The organism is Klenkia sp. AC732 (genome assembly GCF_979256525.1).
Genome location: NZ_CEEDOS010000001.1, coordinates 125372 through 142956, shown reverse-complemented (window position 1 = coordinate 142956; position 17585 = coordinate 125372). Strand labels below are relative to the sequence as shown.

At 76.7% G+C, this 17585-nt stretch carries 20 protein-coding genes; 6 read left to right on the top strand and 14 right to left on the bottom strand.

What is annotated here, in order from left to right:
• Nucleotides 1-42: 42 nt before the first annotated feature.
• Both AC0IVP_RS00715 and AC0IVP_RS00710 read right to left on the bottom strand, forming a co-directional pair.
• Nucleotides 43-534 (bottom strand): hypothetical protein, encoded by a 492-nt coding sequence (locus tag AC0IVP_RS00715; RefSeq protein WP_471753855.1) that lies wholly within the window; start codon nucleotides 532-534, stop codon nucleotides 43-45.
• On the bottom strand, nucleotides 531-809 hold the full coding sequence (locus tag AC0IVP_RS00710) for a hypothetical protein (RefSeq protein WP_471753853.1): 279 nt from the start codon (nucleotides 807-809) through the stop codon (nucleotides 531-533). The genes AC0IVP_RS00715 and AC0IVP_RS00710 overlap by 4 nt, the downstream gene beginning before the upstream one ends.
• Before the next feature lie 220 nt (nucleotides 810-1029).
• Here AC0IVP_RS00710 and AC0IVP_RS00705 point away from each other — a divergent pair, with 220 nt between their 5' ends.
• Genes AC0IVP_RS00705 through AC0IVP_RS00690 form a run of 4 tightly spaced genes read left to right on the top strand, consistent with a single transcriptional unit; the run spans nucleotide 1030 to nucleotide 2754 of the window.
• Nucleotides 1030-1236, top strand: coding sequence for a hypothetical protein (locus AC0IVP_RS00705; protein ID WP_471753851.1), 207 nt, complete (start codon nucleotides 1030-1032; stop codon nucleotides 1234-1236).
• Between the two features lie 28 nt (nucleotides 1237-1264).
• Nucleotides 1265-1501, top strand: coding sequence for a hypothetical protein (locus AC0IVP_RS00700; RefSeq protein ID WP_056292474.1), 237 nt, complete (start codon nucleotides 1265-1267; stop codon nucleotides 1499-1501).
• A 17-nt stretch (nucleotides 1502-1518) separates the two neighbouring features.
• A complete protein-coding gene (locus AC0IVP_RS00695) occupies nucleotides 1519-1800 on the top strand; it encodes a DUF427 domain-containing protein (RefSeq protein ID WP_056292477.1) in 282 nt (93 codons plus the stop codon).
• A gap of 33 nt (nucleotides 1801-1833) precedes the next feature.
• Nucleotides 1834-2754: an FAD-dependent oxidoreductase gene (locus AC0IVP_RS00690; RefSeq protein ID WP_471753849.1), complete on the top strand. Its 921-nt coding sequence runs from the start codon at nucleotides 1834-1836 to the stop codon at nucleotides 2752-2754.
• Nucleotides 2755-2770: 16 nt separating this feature from the next.
• On the opposite strand, the gene AC0IVP_RS00685 is transcribed toward AC0IVP_RS00690, so the two are convergent.
• Nucleotides 2771-3529, bottom strand: coding sequence for a hypothetical protein (locus AC0IVP_RS00685; protein ID WP_157519197.1), 759 nt, complete (start codon nucleotides 3527-3529; stop codon nucleotides 2771-2773).
• A 183-nt stretch (nucleotides 3530-3712) separates the two neighbouring features.
• Here AC0IVP_RS00685 and AC0IVP_RS00680 point away from each other — a divergent pair, with 183 nt between their 5' ends.
• Both AC0IVP_RS00680 and AC0IVP_RS00675 read left to right on the top strand, forming a co-directional pair.
• Complete coding sequence (locus AC0IVP_RS00680; protein ID WP_056292508.1) at nucleotides 3713-4111, top strand: hypothetical protein; 399 nt, start codon at nucleotides 3713-3715, stop codon at nucleotides 4109-4111.
• An 87-nt stretch (nucleotides 4112-4198) separates the two neighbouring features.
• The gene (locus AC0IVP_RS00675) at nucleotides 4199-5362 is read left to right on the top strand and encodes an RtcB family protein (RefSeq protein ID WP_471753847.1); all 1164 of its coding nucleotides are present in this window, start codon (nucleotides 4199-4201) and stop codon (nucleotides 5360-5362) included.
• A gap of 57 nt (nucleotides 5363-5419) precedes the next feature.
• Here AC0IVP_RS00675 and AC0IVP_RS00670 read toward each other — a convergent pair whose 3' ends face one another.
• The 11 genes from AC0IVP_RS00670 to AC0IVP_RS00620 form a co-directional block, all read right to left on the bottom strand.
• The gene (locus tag AC0IVP_RS00670) at nucleotides 5420-6388 is read right to left on the bottom strand and encodes a ferritin-like domain-containing protein (protein WP_471753845.1); all 969 of its coding nucleotides are present in this window, start codon (nucleotides 6386-6388) and stop codon (nucleotides 5420-5422) included.
• A gap of 88 nt (nucleotides 6389-6476) precedes the next feature.
• On the bottom strand, nucleotides 6477-7346 hold the full coding sequence (locus tag AC0IVP_RS00665; protein ID WP_471753843.1) for a polysaccharide pyruvyl transferase family protein: 870 nt from the start codon (nucleotides 7344-7346) through the stop codon (nucleotides 6477-6479).
• Nucleotides 7343-8278, bottom strand: a complete 936-nt coding sequence (locus AC0IVP_RS00660; RefSeq protein WP_471753841.1) for a glycosyltransferase family 2 protein — start codon at nucleotides 8276-8278, stop codon at nucleotides 7343-7345. The genes AC0IVP_RS00665 and AC0IVP_RS00660 overlap by 4 nt, the downstream gene beginning before the upstream one ends.
• Nucleotides 8275-9201 (bottom strand): glycosyltransferase family 9 protein, encoded by a 927-nt coding sequence (locus AC0IVP_RS00655; protein ID WP_471753839.1) that lies wholly within the window; start codon nucleotides 9199-9201, stop codon nucleotides 8275-8277. Before AC0IVP_RS00655 ends, AC0IVP_RS00660 begins: the two co-directional genes overlap by 4 nt.
• Nucleotides 9198-10496 (bottom strand): PfkB family carbohydrate kinase, encoded by a 1299-nt coding sequence (locus AC0IVP_RS00650; RefSeq protein ID WP_471753837.1) that lies wholly within the window; start codon nucleotides 10494-10496, stop codon nucleotides 9198-9200. The genes AC0IVP_RS00655 and AC0IVP_RS00650 overlap by 4 nt, the downstream gene beginning before the upstream one ends.
• Complete coding sequence (locus AC0IVP_RS00645; protein ID WP_471753835.1) at nucleotides 10493-11092, bottom strand: D-sedoheptulose-7-phosphate isomerase; 600 nt, start codon at nucleotides 11090-11092, stop codon at nucleotides 10493-10495. Before AC0IVP_RS00645 ends, AC0IVP_RS00650 begins: the two co-directional genes overlap by 4 nt.
• A complete protein-coding gene (locus AC0IVP_RS00640; protein ID WP_235564643.1) occupies nucleotides 11089-12315 on the bottom strand; it encodes a glycosyltransferase in 1227 nt (408 codons plus the stop codon). Before AC0IVP_RS00640 ends, AC0IVP_RS00645 begins: the two co-directional genes overlap by 4 nt.
• On the bottom strand, nucleotides 12312-13262 hold the full coding sequence (locus AC0IVP_RS00635; protein ID WP_471753833.1) for a glycosyltransferase: 951 nt from the start codon (nucleotides 13260-13262) through the stop codon (nucleotides 12312-12314). Before AC0IVP_RS00635 ends, AC0IVP_RS00640 begins: the two co-directional genes overlap by 4 nt.
• Nucleotides 13259-14257, bottom strand: a complete 999-nt coding sequence (locus tag AC0IVP_RS00630) for a glycosyltransferase family 9 protein (RefSeq protein WP_471753831.1) — start codon at nucleotides 14255-14257, stop codon at nucleotides 13259-13261. The genes AC0IVP_RS00635 and AC0IVP_RS00630 overlap by 4 nt, the downstream gene beginning before the upstream one ends.
• Nucleotides 14254-15759 carry an HAD-IIIA family hydrolase gene (locus AC0IVP_RS00625; RefSeq protein WP_471753829.1) on the bottom strand — a complete coding sequence of 502 codons (1506 nt, stop codon included), beginning with the start codon at nucleotides 15757-15759 and terminating at the stop codon, nucleotides 14254-14256. Before AC0IVP_RS00625 ends, AC0IVP_RS00630 begins: the two co-directional genes overlap by 4 nt.
• Nucleotides 15756-17414: a carbamoyltransferase family protein gene (locus tag AC0IVP_RS00620; RefSeq protein WP_471753827.1), complete on the bottom strand. Its 1659-nt coding sequence runs from the start codon at nucleotides 17412-17414 to the stop codon at nucleotides 15756-15758. The genes AC0IVP_RS00625 and AC0IVP_RS00620 overlap by 4 nt, the downstream gene beginning before the upstream one ends.
• Nucleotides 17415-17585 lie beyond the last annotated feature (171 nt).

Genomic DNA, 17585 nt, shown 5'->3' with positions numbered 1-17585 from the left:
ACCGCCCGCGGGACGCCGCCCTCCTGGCGGCCGGCGCGGTCGTCAGTGCCGTGGTGACGGCGGCTCTGTGGGTGATGTCGAGCTGACCGGACCGGCGTCCTTGCTCCCTGCCGGGCGGCGTCCGCGGGACGGCCGGGCAGCCACCAGCACTCCCACGAACGCCACCGCTGCCACGGCGACGAGCCCGGCCTGCAGCACCGGCACCCAGGCCGGTGCCCCGTTCCCCACGACGACGACGTTCAGCGCCACCGCTGCGCCCCACGCCACCCCGGTGACCCGCGCCCACCGGTCGCCGCGCGCCCCGGCCTCCCCCGGGAGTGCCTGCCACGACCGTCGGAGGAAGACCAGGGAGACGAGTCCCAGCAGCGTCCCGGCGGCCAGCAGTACGGACACGACCAGCCCGGTGGACGACCACGCCACCCAGCCCAGGGCGACCAGGTGGACGCCGACTGCGAGGACACCGCAGCGTCGCCCGGTGCGCAGCCGACCAGGAGCCGCTGCGACGTCGTCCGCCGAGGCCGCCCCCCGCTTCACCGGCGGGCACCCTCGAACGACGACATCGAAGGCCGATGCGGGGGTCGCCGGACCGCCGTGATCGCGACGGCCGCCAGCGCGATGCCTCCGGTCATCACGGTGAGCTGGGCGTCATCCGTGAGATCGAGCTGACCCGGCGCACCGGCCAGGAGCAGCACGCCGAGGAAGAGCCGGGAGCCCTGCCAGGCGGAGGGGCGAGCCACGTCCGCCGTGTGCGCGGCGACGACCAGCAGCACGCCCAGCGCCCACGTCCCCCACAGCGCCACCTCGACCACCCGGTGATCATGCCCCACCCGGAGGCCGGCGCCACCGCTCCCGTGCAGGTCAGCGCCCCGCGACACCCAACCGCACCCCGCTGAGGCAGGGGATCCCCCGCATACGGCCGAGGGCTCCAGCGGTGTGCGGGGGATCCCATGCCGAGGCGGTCGGGGCGGGTAGGCGCACCATCAGGGCCATGGCCTCCCACCCGCTGCCCGTCCCCGAGGTGTCGGCCCGGTGACCGCACCCGACGTCGTCGTCTGCTCCGCGAAGGGCTGCCGGGCACCGGCGAGGCACACGCTGGTCTGGAACAACCCGAAGATCCACACCCCGGACCGGGAGAAGACCTGGACCGCGTGCGACGAGCACCGGGAGCCGCTGTCCCACCACCTGTCGATGCGTTCGTTCCTGCGGCGGGTCGACCCGCTGCCGCAGGATCGGTAGCGTCGTCCGGGACACCTGGAGGCACCCCATGGCCGCACGGCCTGGACGCTGCGTTGACGACCACCTCGGCTGCCCCTGCGCGGGCGACGAGACCATCCACCAGACGCGGGCCACCGAGGTGCGGCTGGCCCAGGAGGCCAACGACGAGGCCGAGTCCTGCCCCGAGTGCGGCGGTCAGGCCTCCCCGGTGCACCTGCTGACCTGGGGCCACTGCCGGGCCTGCCGGACGGCGGACTCCCGCGCCGTGCAGCCGCTGCGCTGGTAGCGGCGGACACTGGTGGCATGACCACTGCCACCTGGAACGGTTCCCTCATCGCCGAGTCCGACGACATCGTCACCGTCGAGGGCAACGCCTACTTCCCGCTGTCCTCGGTGACCCCCGGGGCGCTCGTCGAGTCCGCGGCGACCAGCAGCTGCCCGTGGAAGGGCGAGGCCAGCTACTTCTCGGTGCAGGCCGACGGGCAGACCAACGCCGACGCTGCCTGGACCTACCGCTCCCCCAAGGCGGCCGCCGCCGAGATCGCCGACCGGGTCGCGTTCTGGAAGGGCGTCGTCGTCTCCTGACCGCGGAGGCTGCGCGCACGGCATGATCGCGCCGTGCGCGTGACCGTGGTGGGTGCCGGGATCGTCGGCCTGGCGTGCGCGCTGCGGCTGTCCGAGGCCGGGCACCGGGTGTCGGTCGTGGCCGCCGCCCGGGGTTCGGCGACGACGTCCAGCGTGGCCGCCGCGCTCTGGTACCCCTACCGCGCGCACCCCGAGCGGGCGGTGACCCGGTGGGCCGCCCTGGGTTACGCGGCCCTGGCCGGCCTGGTCGAGGGCCCGGCCGGGGTGCGGATGCGCACCGGCACCGAGCTGCTGCGCGAGGTCTCCCCCGACCCGTGGTGGCGCGACGCCGTCCCCTCCCTGGACCGGGTGCCGGCGGCCGAGCTGCCCGAGGGGTACGCCGACGGCTGGACCCTCACCGTCCCCGTCGTCGACACCGGCGTGCACCTGGCCTGGCTGGAGGAGACCCTGGCCGCCCGCGGGGTGCGTGTGGCCGGTCAGCGGGTGGGGTCGCTGGACGAGTTGTCCGGGGACGTCGTCGTGGACTGCGCGGGCCTCGGCGCCCGCGAGCTGGCCGGTGACCCCAGCGTGCAGGCCGTCCGGGGGCAGGTCGTCGTCGTCGAGCAGGTGGGGCTGACCCGGTGGCTGCTGGACCAGTCCGACCCGCTGACCTACGTCGTCCCCCGGTTGCAGACGATCGTGCTCGGCGGCAGCGCCGACGAGGGCGACGAGGACCGCGACGTCCGCCCGGTGACGGCGGAGGCGGTGCGGGCCCGGGCGGTCGCACTGGTGCCCGCGCTGGCCGGGGCGCGCGTGCTGGCCCACCAGGTGGGTCTGCGACCGGCCCGCCCCGCGGTACGGGTGGAACGGGTCGATGCCGCGGCGCGGCCGGTCGTGCACTGCTACGGCCACGGCGGCGCCGGGGTGACGCTGGCCTACGGCTGCGCCGAGGACGTCGTCACCCTCGTCGGCTGAACCGCAGGCCGCGGGGTCAGGCGGGGGCTCGCTCGGCGGGCACCCACACCGGCGGCGCGTCGGGCAGCAGGCCGGCGAGCTCGGCGGCGCTGGGGCCCTCGTCGGGCTCGGCGAGCTGGGGGCCTTCCCACGGGGAGGGCTGGGCCAGCAGCACCATGGCGTGCTGGGCCAGCGCGAGGCTGGGCGCGGCCTCGGCGAGCACCAGCAGGTCGGCGTGCAGCTGACGGTGCACCTTGGCCAGCCGGCTGATCGCCGCGCGGGAGGCGGCCCGGTCGCCGGTGGTGTCGAAGACCAGCTGGTCGACCACGGTGCGCTGCTCGAGCACCGCGTCGGCGAGGTCCGCCCCGGCGGAGAGCCGGTGCAGCAGGTCCAGGTGGGCCTGGTGGCGGAACGCGGCGGGTTCGCGGCCGGGTTCGCGGGTGGTGCCGACCCAGCTGCGGTGCGCGGCCAGGCCGTGGGCGGCGAAGCGCTTCTCGGCGCGGGCGGCGAAGCGGGGGTCCCGCAGCTCCCAGGTCGCGTGGCTGTCGTCGATGCGGAAGAACAGCAGGGCGATCCCCCGCCGGCTCAGCTCGCGCATCCGGGTGAAGGGCAGCGGGACGACGTCGGCGTCCCCGACGCTGCAGTACAGCGAGCGGTCGGTGAGCACCGCGGTGCGCACGGCCTGGTCGGGCGGTCCCTCGAGGGACTCGCTGAGCGGGACGCAGTCGGACACGGCGACGACGGACTCGCCGTCGGCCAGGGCGGCCGCCAGCTGTCCCGGCGCTCGTCGCGTCACCCAGCTCACGGTGAGGTCATCGGCTCCGGCGGGCCGTTCTACACCTCGAACGCTCCTCGACTCCTCCGCCTGGGTGAGCAGGTGGCCACGCGCGGCCACGCTGGAACGGTGTGGCGACACCCGATGGCCTGAAACTGCTGGACACCACGAGCGACCTGTGGTGATCACGCGGACCCTGGGACGGTGACCATCACCCCCGAGGTCCTCGACGACGAGCTGTCCCTGAGCGCCGCCGCCAACCGGCTGTCGTACCTCACGCGCAAGGACGCCGAGGCCACCTCCCGCAACGTCGTCGCCGTCCTGCCCGACGAGGACGACGCCGCGCCGCCCGCCGTCTGGGCCGACGTGCACGCCCAGGACACCTCGCTGGACTCCGAGGAGGCCCTCGAGCTGCTGGCCCTCGGCGAGGCGATCTCGCGCAAGGCGCACGAGCACGACTCGGCCGCCGTCCTCGCCGCCCGCCGTGCGGGCGCCGACTGGGCTGACATCGGGCTGGCCCTGGGTGTCGACCCGGCCACCGCCTGGGACCAGCACCGCGATGCCTTCGACGACGACGAGCTGCGGGGCGAGCGCCCCGCCTGAAAAGGGGAGGCGCTGCCTGCCCTTCTCGCGTTCACTCACTCCTCGGCCGGCGCCGGCCCGCAACAGCCCCTGAGGAGTGGAAGGACGATGGAGAAGATCAACGCACGCCTGGTGAACTGGGCGTCCATCCTGGAGGACAGCACCCGGGAGCAGGCCGAGCGCACCGCGACCATGCCGTTCGTGTACCCGCACGTGGCCCTGATGCCCGACGCCCACCTGGGCCGGGGCGCGACCGTCGGCTCGGTGCTGCCGACCGACGGCGCGATCATCCCCGCCGCTGTGGGGGTGGACATCGGATGCGGCATGGCCGCCGTCCGCACGCAGTTCACCGCCGCCGACCTGGCCGGGCGCGACCTCGTGGTCCTGCACGAGCAGATCAGCCGCTCCGTGCCGCTGTCGGCCGGGCGGCAGAACAAGTCCGTGCGGGAGAGCGCCGCGCCGCGGGTCGAGGAGCTGCGGGCGATGGCCGGGGTCGAGCAGGCCGACGCGGTCGCCCGGCACTGGCCGCTGCAGCTGGGCTCGCTCGGCTCGGGGAACCACTTCATCGAGGTGTCCCTGGACGAGCAGGACCGGGTGTGGGCGTTCCTGCACTCGGGTTCCCGCGGGGTCGGCAACAAGCTCGCCGGCCGGCACATCGCGGTGGCCCAGGAGCAGTGCCGCACGCGCTTCATCCCGCTGCCCGACCGGGACCTCGCCTACCTGGTGGAGGGCGAGCCGGAGTTCGACGCCTACCTGGAGGCGCTGTTCTGGGCGCAGCGCTTCGCCTTCCTCAACCGCGAGGAGATGATGGACCGGGTGCTGGACCAGCTCGGGCGCTTCCTGTCGGTCGACGTCGTCCGGGAGGAGGAGGTGGGTTGCCACCACAACTACACCGCCCGGGAGACCCACTTCGGCCGGGAGGTGTGGCTGTCCCGCAAGGGCGCCATCTCCGCCCGGGCCGGTGAGCTCGGGTTGATCCCCGGGTCGATGGGGGCGGCGTCCTACGTGGTGGTCGGCAAGGGCAACGTGCCCTCGCTGCACTCCTCGCCGCACGGCGCGGGCCGCAGCCACTCGCGGTCCGCGGCGCGCAAGCTCTTCGACCGCGCCGACCTGGACACCCGGATGGCCGGGGTCGCCTGGGGTCACTCGGACGCGTTCCTCGACGAGCACCCCGACGCCTACAAGCCGATCGACCAGGTGATGGCCGACGCCGCCGACCTCGTGGAGGTCCGGCACACGCTGCGCCAGGTCGTGAACGTCAAGGGCGACTGAACGCCGGACGCCCTCCCCGTCGATGACGGGGAGGGCGTTCGTCGTGTGCGGGCGGCGTCAGCTGATGCCGACGGCCTCCTTGGCCAGCGCGGCCAGCCGGGTCTGCGCGGCGGAGACGACCGAGGTGCGGTCCTTGTGGGTCTCCTCGAAGCGGATGACGGCCTCGATGTCGCCGGCCGAGGTCAGCTCCTTGACGGCCTTGACCGCGTCGGCGCCGGTGAGGGCGTCGTAGCCGGCGATCGGCAGCTCGGCGGCGTCCAGGGCGCCCAGCTCGGTGCGGGTCTCGTGGATGGTCTCGGCGACCTCGCGCTCGCCCTCGCGGCGGGCGACCTTCTCGCCCTTCTGCAGGGAGGCGTCGCGGCCCACGGCCAGGGACTCGCGGACGGCGCCGGCGAAGGTGGTGGCCCGCGCGGCGGCGGCGTCGACCTTGGCCTGGACGGCGTCGGTGGCCTGGCTGGTCGAGTCGATGACCTTGTTCACCGAGTCGGCGACGTAGCGGGCCGGCATCGAGGCCAGCCGGGTGGCACCGCCGGTGACGCGCTGCAGCGGGGTGGCCTTGAGCGCGGCGGGGCCGCCGAGGGCGGTCTCGGCCAGCACGACGGTCAGCCACTCGACGGTGGCGGTGTGCGCGGTGACCAGGCGCTCGGCCAGCCGGACGACGCGGGGCAGCTCGGCGGTCTGGGCCAGCACCTTGAGGTAGGTGGCGCGGTCGAGCAGCTGGTGCTCCAGGGCGAGGTCGCCCAGCAGCGCCTCGTCGAGCGGGCCGGCCTGCTCGACGGTGGCCTTGACGATGGCGCCGAGGCGGCCCAGCGCCGGGGTGACGACGTCGGGGACGCCGCCGAGCTCGCGCAGCTGGGCGGTGATCGCCTCGATGCGGGACGCGGCGTTGTCGGCGTTCTGGGTCAGCTCGCGGCGGACGGCCTCGGTGCGGGCCTGGGCGACGCGGGTGCGGGCGACCTGCTCCTCGGTCTGGGTCAGGAGCAGCAGGGCGCGGAGCTGGGCGGTGAGGACGGTGGTGTCGGCCATGGTGACCTCCGGGGGTCTCGACAGTGGGGCCTGCACCTCTGGTGCCCACTGCTCGCCAGAGCAAGCACGCTGCTAGCGGTGTGATGGCTCACGTGAGCCGGGCCACCAGCTCCTCCCGCTGGCCGGCCAGCGCCCGGGCCACCCCGCTCCAGTCCGGCAGCACCGGGCTGCCCGGCCACAGGCAGCGGTCCAGCGCCGCGTCCAGGGCGGCGGCGTCGACCTCGTCGGCACCCAGCAGCACCGACCAGCCCAGCGCGCGCGCCTGGGCGGTGACCTTCGCCCCGCCCAGCACCGGGTCCAGCGCGATCACCGGCCGGCCCCGGCCCAGCCCGAGCACCAGGCCGTGCAGCCGGGAGCTGACCACCACGTCGGCCCGTCCCAGGGTGGCCTGCACCTGGTCCACCCGCCGCGGCAGGCCGGCGGGCGTCAGCAGGTCGGTGGCGACGTCGAAGGACCCCAGTCCGCGGTCGGCGACCCACTCCTCCACCGTCCGCTGGACCTCCAGGTGCCGGCCGCGGTCGCCGTACTCGGGCTGCACCGGGGCGAAGACGGTCGCCACCACGGCCGGGCCCTCCTGGACCGGGTGGATCGCCAGGTCCGGGCGGGGTGCGGCGTCCTGGCCGTCCCGCGACCAGACGGCGTCGAACCTGGCGGCCGCGGCGGGCTCGACCACCGACACCCCGACGGCGTACCGGCAGGCGTGGGCGAACCGGTCGAGCAGACCGTCCAGCAGCCCGTTGGCCATCACCGGCCCGCAGACCCACACCAGGTGGCTGTACCGGGCCGGGTCCACCTGCGCCAGGTCGACGCCGCGGTGCAGGTAGTCGGCGTAGGCCAGGTCGTGGTCGATGCCGGCGCTGGACAACCAGCCGCCGACCACCTGCGCGGCGCGCTCGTCGCCGACGGTGGCGATGACCTCGGTGAAGCTGAACCACCCGGCGACCAGCACCCGGGTCACGCGGTCGCCACCGGGTACTTGGGCGCGCTCCCCGGCGGCAGGCCGGCGAGCCGGGCGGCGTCCCAGGCGGCGAAGCGGCGCTCCTCCAGGGTGCGCAGCCCGGCGTCGACGTCGTCGGGCAGCGGCCGGCGGCGGGCCAGCACCCACGGCACGCCGCGCAGTGCGAGCCCGACCCCGCGGACCAGCTCGGCGTCCCGCGGGGAGGACCGCAGCACGAAGCCGGTCCAGCGCAGCGCACTGCGCCAGGGCCGGTGCAGCCAGCCGTTCCACAGCGTGTTGCGGATGCCGAAGTGCCGGATCCGGCCGAAGTTGGCCTGGCTGGGGTGGTGGTGCATGACGACGTCGTCGACGTACCGCATCAGCCAGCCCTCCCGCAGCAGCGGGTGCGCGAGGGTCTCCTCCTCACCGCCGATGAAGAACGCCGGGGCGTAGCCGCCGACCTGCTCGTAGGCCTCGACCCGGACGACGGAGGCGCCGCCCATGAAGCTGTGGAGCACGGTGCCGGGCACGCCCTCGGTCTCCGGGAGCGGGCTGTCCGCCATCTCCGCGGAGATCGGGTCCGGTGCGCACTCCTCGCCCACCACGATCCGGGCGTTGACCAGGGCCAGCCGGGGGTGGGCGTCCAGCAGGGCGACGGCGCGCTCGAGGCCGGCCCGCTCACACCAGCCGTCGTCGTCGCAGAACACCACGTAGGGCGTCGGCGCCGCCCGGACGCCCTCGTTGCGGCCGGCCGCGCCGGTGTTCGTCGACAGTGCGCGCAGCTGCACGAACGGGCGCTCGGCGAGCAGCTCACGGGTGCCGTCGGTGGAGGCGTTGTCCACCGTGACCACCGGCAGGTCGAGCTCGGCGAGCCGGTCCAGGGTGTGCGGCAGCCAGGCCGCGCAGTCGTGGGTGAGCAGCACGACGGTGAGCCGGTCGGCCAGCGCGGTCACGCCGACACCTCCCGCGCGCAGGCCAGCACCTGGTCGACGGTGGTGCGCAGCAGCACCGGGTCGACGTCGCCGCCGTGCGGGTCGCCGCGGTACCCGGGGTCGGCGGACGGCCAGAGCACCCGGTGCCGACGGCGGGCCGGCGGGCCCCAGCGCGCCGGGGAGACCGGCCCGGAGAGCACCACGGACGGCGTCCCGAACGCCGAGGCCACGTGCGCGGTGCCGGTGTCCCCGGACAGCACCAGGCGGGCGGCTGCGACCAGCCCGAACAGCCGGTCCACGCCGAGGTCGGTGGCGGTCTCGGCACCCGACGGGGCGGCCACCGCGTCGACCAGCGCCTGCTCCCCCGGCGTCCCGGTGACCACCACCCGGTGCCCGTCGGCGACCAGCGCCCGGGCCACGGCCGACCACCGCTGCGCCGGCCAACGGCGCGAGCCGGAGGCCGCACCGGGGTGCACGACGGTGGCACCGGGCAGCACCGGCTCCGGCGGCGGCAGCAGGGTCCAGACCGGTGGCGGGGGGCCGACGCCGGGCAGCTGCTCGGCCAGCAGTCGGCCCCAGCGGGCGACCTCGTGCTCGTCGTCGTCCCAGACGGAGCGGTCCGGGGCGGCGGGCTCCCCGGGCCGGACGAACCCGATCAGCCGGCGCGGGTCCAGGGCCTCCAGCGGCGCCCGGGACGCCGGGCCGTTGCCGTGCAGGTCGACGGCGAGGTCGGGTCGCCACGGCAGGCCGGACACGTCGGACAACCCGGCGGTCGGGACGACGTCGTCCACCAGCCCGGCGCCGGTGAGCACGTCGGCGTACGCCCCGGGCGCGGCGGCGACCAGCCGCCAGCCGGGCAGGGCCTGGCGGAGCAGGGCCATCGCGGGCAGCCCGGTGAGCATGTCCCCGAGCCCGATGGCACGGAGGACGACAGCGGTGGTCATGCGCGGGCGACCGCCAGCTCGGCCAGCCGGGTGGTGGAGCGGCCGGCCAGGAACGGCACGGTGACGACCCGCCCGCCCCACCCGGCGAGCACCGCGGCCTCCGGGACGGCGACCCCGGAGTAGTCGCCGCCCTTGACCCACAGCTGCGGGCGCAGGGTGCGCAGCACCTGCTCGGGGGTGTCCTCGTCGAACACCACGACGTCGTCGACGCAGGCCAGTGCCCGCAGGATGCGGACCCGGTCGGCCTGCGGCTGCAGCGGCCGGCCCGGGCCCTTGAGCCGGGCGACCGAGGCGTCGGAGTTCACGCAGACGACCAGCCGGTCGCCCAGCGCCCGGGCGGCCTCCAGGGTCGCGACGTGGCCGGCGTGCAGCAGGTCGAAGCAGCCGCCGCTGGCCACCAGCACCCCGCTCCCGGCGGGCGCCGGGGCCGGGGCCGGGGCGGCGACGTAGGCCGACGCGGCGGCGACCGCGACCGCGACGGCCTCGGTGGGCAGCGACCCGGCGGCCAGCGCCCAGCCGGCGGCGGAGGCGAACCGGTCCCCGGCGCCGCAGGTGTCCCCGGCGACGACCGGTGGCGCGGGCACCGCGAGCACGCCGTCCTCACCGACGGTGGCCAGCGCCCCGGCCGGCCCGAGGGTGACGACGACGGTGCCGGCGGCCCACTCCCGGCGCAGCTCCAACGCCCGGTCGGCGACCGCGGCGACGTCCGGGCGGGGGCCCGGGTCGGCGCCCAGCGCCTCGGGTGCGTTGGGGGTGACCAGCCGGCAGCCGGGCACCGGGGCCGCACCGCGGGGGTGCGGGTCCCACACGACCGGACGGCGGCGGGCGGTCGCGGTCAGCAGCTCGCGCAGCGCGGGGTCGGCGGTCGTCCCGTAGCCGTAGTCGGCGACCACGACGGCGTCCGCCCCGGCGAGGGCCGCGGCCACCGCGGGCGGCAGCGGACCGACGGCGCCGGTCGCACCGCCGCGGTCGACCCGGGCGACGGTCTGCCCGCCGGCCCGGATCCGGTGCTTGACCGGGGTGGACCCGGCCCACGGCACGGCCACCAGCTCGACGGCGTCGGGGAGGACCGCGCGCAGCGTGGCGGCGTCGGCGTCGTCGGCGAGCGGGGTGACCAGCACGACCCGGCCGCCGTCGGCGGCGGCCAGTGCGGCGGTGAGGCCCGCTCCCCCGGCCCGAGTCTCCTCGGACTGGGTCTGCACGACGGGCACCGGGCCGTCGGGCGACAGCTTCGCCGCCCGGCCGACGGTGTCGACGTCGAGCAGGCTGTCGCCGACGACCACCAGCGTCCTCACGACGTCCCCGCCATCAGCCGGGCGTCGAGCTCGGCGTCCAGGCTGGCGCACAGCACGTGCAGCAGCACCAGGTGCAGCTCCTGCACGGTGGCGGTGAACGGCGACTCGACGGTCAGCGACTCGTCGGCGACCTCGGTGAGCGGGTTGGGGCCGCGCCCGGTCATCGCCCAGCAGGTGACGCCGCACTCCCGGGCGCGCTGGGCGGCGCGCACCACGTTGGGGCTGCCGCCGGAGGTGGACATCAGCACCGCGACGTCACCGGGCCGGGCGTGCGCCTCCAGCTGGCGGGCGAAGCCCTCCTCCAGGCCGTAGTCGTTGGTGATCGCGGTCAGCGCGGACACCTCGGCGTGCAGCGCGACCGCGGAGAAGGGCCGCCGGTCGTCCCGGTAGCGGCCGACCAGCTCGGCGGTCAGGTGCGCGGCCTGCGCGGCGCTCCCGCCGTTGCCGGCGGCGAAGAGCCGGGCGCCGCCGGTCAGCAACCCGGCCAGCTCGCGCCCCCACCGGGTCGCGGTGTCCACGGCCGGGCCGACGGCGGCCAGCGCGGCGGTCAGGTGCTCGACGTGCTCGGCCCCCACGGGGGTCGGCGGCCGGGTCACCGGGCCACCGCCCGGGCCGCGGCGATGCCGGGACGGCGGGCGGCCCGGGTGAAGCGGCGGTACGCGGACTCGGTCATCGAGGCGACCTCCTGCCAGTCGTAGGTGGTGACGACGCGCTCCCGCCCGGCGGCGCCCATCGCGGCGCGGCGGTCGGGGTCGGCGAGCAGTGCCTGGATCGCGGCGGCCAGCTGCCCGGGTTCGCGCGGGGGCACGAGCAGGCCGGTGACGCCGTCGACGACGGTGTCGGTGAGCCCGCCGACCGCGGTGCCGACGACGGGCACGCCGCAGGCCATCGCCTCCAACGGCACGATCCCGAACGGCTCGTACCAGGGCGCGCAGACCACCAGGTCGGCCGACCGGATCCAGCCGGCGACCTCCTCCCGGTCGGCCCGCCCGGCCAGCCGCACCCGGTCCAGCACGCCGCGGGCCGAGGCCTCGGCGAGCAGCTCCGCGGCGGCCGGGTCGGCCACCAGCTCGGCGGCGTCGGGCCCGCCCAGCACGACCAGCTCGGCGTCCGGGACGTCGGCCAGCGCGGCCAGCACGTCACCGACCCCCTTGCGCGGCACCAGCCGGCCGATCACCAGCAGCCGCGGGGCGTCCGTGCGCGGGGCGCGCGGGCCCTCGGGGGTGAAGGCGGTGGTGTCCACCCCGCTGGGGACGACGGCGACCCCGGCCGGGTCCACGCCCAGCTCGGCGAGCTCGCGCACCTCGTCGGCGCAGGTGGCGACGACCCCGGCGGCGGTGCGGGCGACCGCGGTCTCCACCCGCACCCGCGGGGCCGGGCTGGTGTCGGCGGCGCCCTGCCAGCGGCGCTTGACCGAGCCGAGGGCGTGGAAGGTCTGCACGACCGGGATGCCCAGCCCGCGGACGGCGTCGACCGCGGCCCGCCCGCTCATCCAGAAGTGCGCGTGCAGCACGTCCGGCGGGTCGGCCAGCAGCTCCACCCGCAGTGCGGCGCCGAGCTCGCGGACGTGCGGCCACAGGTCGTCCTTGGGCACCGGCGCGGCCGGCCCGGCGTCCAGGTGGGTGACGACGACCCCGGGGGCGAAGTCGACGCTGACCGGCAGGTCGGGGGCGTCGCGGCGGGTGTAGACGGTGACGGTGTGGCCGCGGGCGGCCAGCGCACGGGCCAGCATGGCGACGTGCACGTTCTGCCCGCCCGCGTCGACCCCGCCCAGGGTGGCCAGCGGGCTGGCGTGCTCCGACAGCATCGCGATCCTCACCGGGCCACCCCCTCGAGCACGGCGTCCAGGTCGGTGAGGAAGCGCTCGAGCCCGAACCGCTCCAGGGCCGCGGCGCGGGCCACCTCGCCGGCGGCCCGGGCGGCGTCCGGGTCGGCCAGCAGCCGGCGGGCGCCCTCGACCAGGGCGTCCACGTCGGCGGCCACCACCCCGGCGCCCGCAGGCACCACCGTCGGCGCCTCGGTCGCGGCCAGCACCACCACGGGGACCCCCATCGTCATCGCCTCCACCAGGGACAGCCCGAGCGAGGTCCACCGCGTGAGGTGCAGGTAGACCCGGCGTCGGGCGAGCTCGTCGTGCATCACGTCCTGCGGGAGGTCCTCGAACTCCCCGACCGGCACGCCCAGCGCGTCGGACAGCCCGGTGACCCGCATGCCGAACACGTCCACCCCGAGCGGCGCGAACGGCGCGATCAGGTCCGTGCCGACGGTCCGCCCGCGGGTCACCGGGTCGTTGGTGACGACGGCGGCGCGGGCAAGCTCCCCGGTCCACCGGTGACCGGGGTCGACCACGCCGTGCTCGACGACGTGCACCGGTGCGCGGCCGGCGTCCCAGGCGACCCGGTTGAAGTGCGTGACGTGCACCAGCGGGACGTCGGTGCGGTCGGCCAGCAGGTGCCGGCTGTCCGCCGGGGCCGGCGGGGTGTCGTGCTCGACGTAGACGGCGGGGACGTCGATGCCGGGCTCCCAGCCGGTCCAGGCCCGCAGCAGCTCCAGGTCGCGGGAGCGCTGCAGGACCACGACGTCCACGGGGGTGTCGCGCAGTTCCTCCGGGGTCACCTCGACGACGGAGGACGGCCAGTCCCAGGTGCGGGCCCGGCCCAGCCCGTCGCCGGAGCGGTCCGGGACGACCGGCACCAGGTAGCGGTGCGGGCCCTGGACGAGGGCGGTCAGCCAGGAACCGTGCACGTGCCAGACCAGGACGTTCACGCCGCCACCCCCACCAGCTGCGCGACCGCGGCGACCACGGTGGTCGGCGCGACGTCGGCCAGGCACGGGTGGCCCGGCACCGGGCAGGCCCGCGCCCGGCTGCCGGCGCAGGGCGCGGACTGGTCGCCCAGCATCACCCGGTGCGGGGTGTGCGGCGCCCATCGGGTCAGCGGCACGACCGGGGAGAACAGGCTCACCACGGGGGTGCCGACGGCGGCCGCCAGGTGGGCGGGCCCGGTGTTGCCCACGGCCAGGACGTCGGCCTCGCGCAGCACGCCGGCCAGCTCGGCGACCGACAACCGGCCCCCGAGGTCCAGCGCCCGGCCCCCGGCGGCAGCGGCGGTCAGCTCCCGCTCGTCCGGCCCGCCGGTGACGACGACGTCGTGGCCCTGGTCGGTGAGCAGCGCGACGACCTCGGCCCAGCGCGGGTAGGCGCGGGCCTCGGCGTCGGCGCCGGGGTCCACGACGACGGGGTGGGCGGGCAGGCCGGCGACGGCCGGGAGGTCCTCGACCAGCCGGAGGGCACCGTCGTCCCCCGGGGGGAGGTGGAAGCCGGCACCCCGCGCGATCGCCGTCATCCGGACCGGCTCGGGGTCCTCCCCCGGCTCGGGCAGCCGGACGTCGAGCAGGCTGCCCGGGTAGTCGGTGCTCACCGCGGCGACCCGCGGCACCCCGGCCAGGCGCAGCAGCAGCGCCGTGGGCAGGGCGCTCTGGTGGAAGGAGGTGAGCACCAGCGCGGTGTCGAACCGGCCGCGCAGGTCCCCGACCAGCCGGGCCACCAGCACCGGGTCGACCGGCCCGGCGTCGGCGGCGATCCAGGGCGCGTCGAAGACCCGCACCTCGTCGACCCCGGGCAGCAGCGCCGCGGCGGCGGCACCGCGGGGGCCGGCCAGCACGGTGACGTGGTCGGCGGACGCGGCGACCGCGCGGACCGCCGGCCCGCAGACGACGACGTCGCCCAGGCTGTCCAGCCGCACCACCAGGGCGCGGGTCACGACCGGCCGCCGAGCACCGTGGCGACGGCGGTCTGCAGGTCCCGGGCGACGACCGGTGCGGCGGCGACCTCGGCGGTGCGGGTGACCGCGGTGGGCACCAGCACCGAGCGGGCCCCGGCCGCCCGGGCGGCCTGCACGTCGGCGCCGATGTCGCCGACCAGCACGCAGTCCTGCGGCTCGACCCCGAGCGTCGCCGCAGCGGCCCGGACCGACCCGGGCGCGGGCTTGCGGCAGGCACAGCCGTCCTCGGGCCCGTGCGGGCACACCGACCACGCGTCGAAGGCCCCGAACAGCTCGTCGACACGGGCGTGGACGGCGGCCAGCTGGACTTCGTCGAACGCGCCGCGGGCCACCCCGGACTGGTTGGTGACCACCCCGACGGGGAGCCCGGCGGCCCGTGCGGCGTGCACCGCCTCGACCGCGCCGGGCAGCGGCTGCACCCGGTCGGGGTCGCCGTTGTAGGGGACGTCGACGACCAGGGTGCCGTCCCGGTCCACCAGCAGCGCCTTGGCCTCGGCGGCCTCCGCGACCGGCCGGGGCGGGGTGCGGCGCAGCAGCGCGCGCAGCCACCACCAGGTCGCGGCCGGCGGGATGGCGAGGCTGGTGGCCAGCATCGTGGTCACCTCGGCGCGGTCCCGGGGGCCGGGTGCGATGCGGGCCCAGGCGAACTCGGCGGTGCCCGCCGCCCAGACCGCGGCAGCGACCCGGCTGCGCGTGGTCAGCGCGAGCAGCCCGGCGGCGGTGATCGCCAGGTGCCGGGGACGCCGGCCGGTGGTCGCACCGGCCCGGTCGGCCCACAGCCGCCCGTGCACCCGGGCCATCAGCACGTCGTCGGCGTTGCCGCGCTGCTGGCGCAGGCTGGTCCAGCGGCCGGTCGGGCGGACCGGGTGGGTGGTGTGCCGGCGGCCCACGACCAGCCGGCGGCCGGTGTCCTGCACCCGCAGGGCCAGGTCGGCGTCCTCCCGGAAGGCGCGCGGGAACCGCTCGTCGAACCCGTCGACGGCGACCAGCGCGTCCCGCCGGTAGGCCATGTCCGCGGTGATCCACCAGGCGCCGGACAGGCCCGCGGTGCCGCGCTCCCAGTCGGTGGGGCGGCGGTCGGCCGGCAGCGGCACGTCGATCTCGGCCTGGCTGGCGGCCAGCCCGTGCCGGTCGGCGGCGGCGAGGTCGGCGGCGAGCGCGGCGCACCAGTCCGGGCCGACCAGCACGTCGTCGTCGAGGAAGGCGATCCAGTCGACGTCGGCGGGGACGGCCCGCCAGCCGGTGTTCCGGGCCGCGGCCGGCCCGCGTCCGCCGCCGTGCAGCACCAGCACGTGCCCGGCGATGTCGTCGGGCAGGTCGCGCACGTCGACCACCGGGGTCTCCCCCGGCGTGGCCCGGTCGTCGACGACGACCAGCCACTCCGGGCGCGGGCCTGTCGCTGCGGCCAGCGCGTCGAGCAGCACCCGCAGGGACGGACGCCCCAGCGAGGGCACGACGACGGCGTACCGGGGCGCGTTCACTCCCGGGCCAGCCCCTCGTGCGCCCACCGCCGGTGGACCACGAACGGCCCGATCGCCAGCAGGTCCACCGGCCCGGAGCCGAAGCACTCCAGGGCGTCGCGTGGGCTGTCGACCATCGGCCGGCCCGCGGTGTTCAGGCTGGTGTTGACCACGATCGGCAGCCCGGTGCGCCGCTCGAAGCCGGTCAGCATCGCCGCGACCAGCGGCTCGGTGGCCGGGTCGACGGACTGGATGCGCGCGGTGCCGTCGACGTGCACGACGGCCGGGATGCGGTCCCGCCACTGCGCGGCGACGTCGTGCACGAAGAGCATGTACGGGCTGGGCACCGGGCCGCGGGAGAACACCTCGCGGGCCCGGTCCAGACGCACCATCGGGGCGACCGGGCGGAACTGCTCACGGCCCTTGACGTCGTTGAGCCGCTCCAGGTTCTCCGCGCGCCCGGGGTGCGCGAGCAGCGACCGGTGGCCCAGCGCGCGCGGGCCGAACTCGCTGTGGCCCTGGTACCAGGCCACCACGCCGTCGTCGGCCAGGCACTGGGCGACCTCCTCAGCGACGTCGTCGCTGCGCCGGTAGGCCACCCGCGCGGTCTGCAGGACGGCCTCGATCTCGGCGTCGGACCAGCCGCTGCCCAGGTCCGCCCCCGTGAATGGCGCCGTCGGCTCCCCGCCCCGCCAGGACAGCTCCAGCGCACCGCCCAGCGCGGTGCCGGCGTCCCCGGCGGCGGGCTGCACCCACAGCTCGGCGAACCCGGACCCCGCGGCCAGCCGGCTGTTGGCCACGCAGTTCAGCGCCACCCCGCCGGCCATCGCCAGCCGGGTCTCCCCCGTGGTCTCCCGCAGCCAGCGGGCCAGGTCCAGCAGCACCTCCTCGGTGACCAGCTGGACGCTGGCGGCGAGGTCGGCGTGCTCGGCGGTCCACTCCTCGTCGGGGTGCCGGGGCTTGGCCAGCGCGCCGAAGTCGACGCCGGCGGTGACGAAGCCGCCGTCCCCGGTGGCGTGCACCAGGGAGCGCAGCGCCTCGGCGTGCCGGGGCTTCCCGTAGGAGGCCAGCGCCATCACCTTGAACTCGTCGGAGCTGCGCAGGAAGCCCAGGTGCGCGGTGACGTCCTCGTAGAGCAGGCCCAGGGAGTGCGGCAGCTGCTGGGAGGCCAGCACCTCCAGCACGCCGTCCCGGTAGACGCCGGCCAGGTGGCTGTGCCGCTCGCCGCGGCCGTCGAGCACCAGCACCGCGCAGCTGCCGCCCCACGGTGCGGCCAGCGCGGCCGAGGCCGCGTGCGCGACGTGGTGCGGGACGAAGCGGACCTTGTCCGGGTCCAGCCCGGGCACCCCTTCGGCGAGGAAGCCCGGCGCCTGCTGCGCGTAGGTCAGCCGCAGGTGGTCGAAGGGGTCGTGCACCCCGGCCTCCTCCGGGCCCAGGTGCAGCGCCGGGTCGTAGGAGTAGGCGATCGCGTCCAGGTCCTCCGCGCGGACGCCGGCCTGCCGCAGGCACCAGGCCGCAGCCAGGTCGGGGGTCTCCCAGGCGGAGAACGGGACCGGGCGCTTGCCGTGCTTGCGCCGGCTGAAGCGCTCCTCCTCGGCGGCGGCCACGATCGTGCCGTCGACGACGAGGGCTGCCGCCGGGTCGTGGAACAGGGCGTTGATGCCGAGCACGCGCACGCGTCACCTCGCAGGCGTCACGGGGCCCCACCTGGGTGGGCCCCGGTCGTCAGCGCGCTCTGGCTCGGCTCGCGCCATGATCAGAACACGGGCGTCACCACCCCCGCACGTCGGCTCCGGGTCGCCCGCGCCACAGCAGGGGGTTACCGTCGCCGACGGCCCCAGATCCGG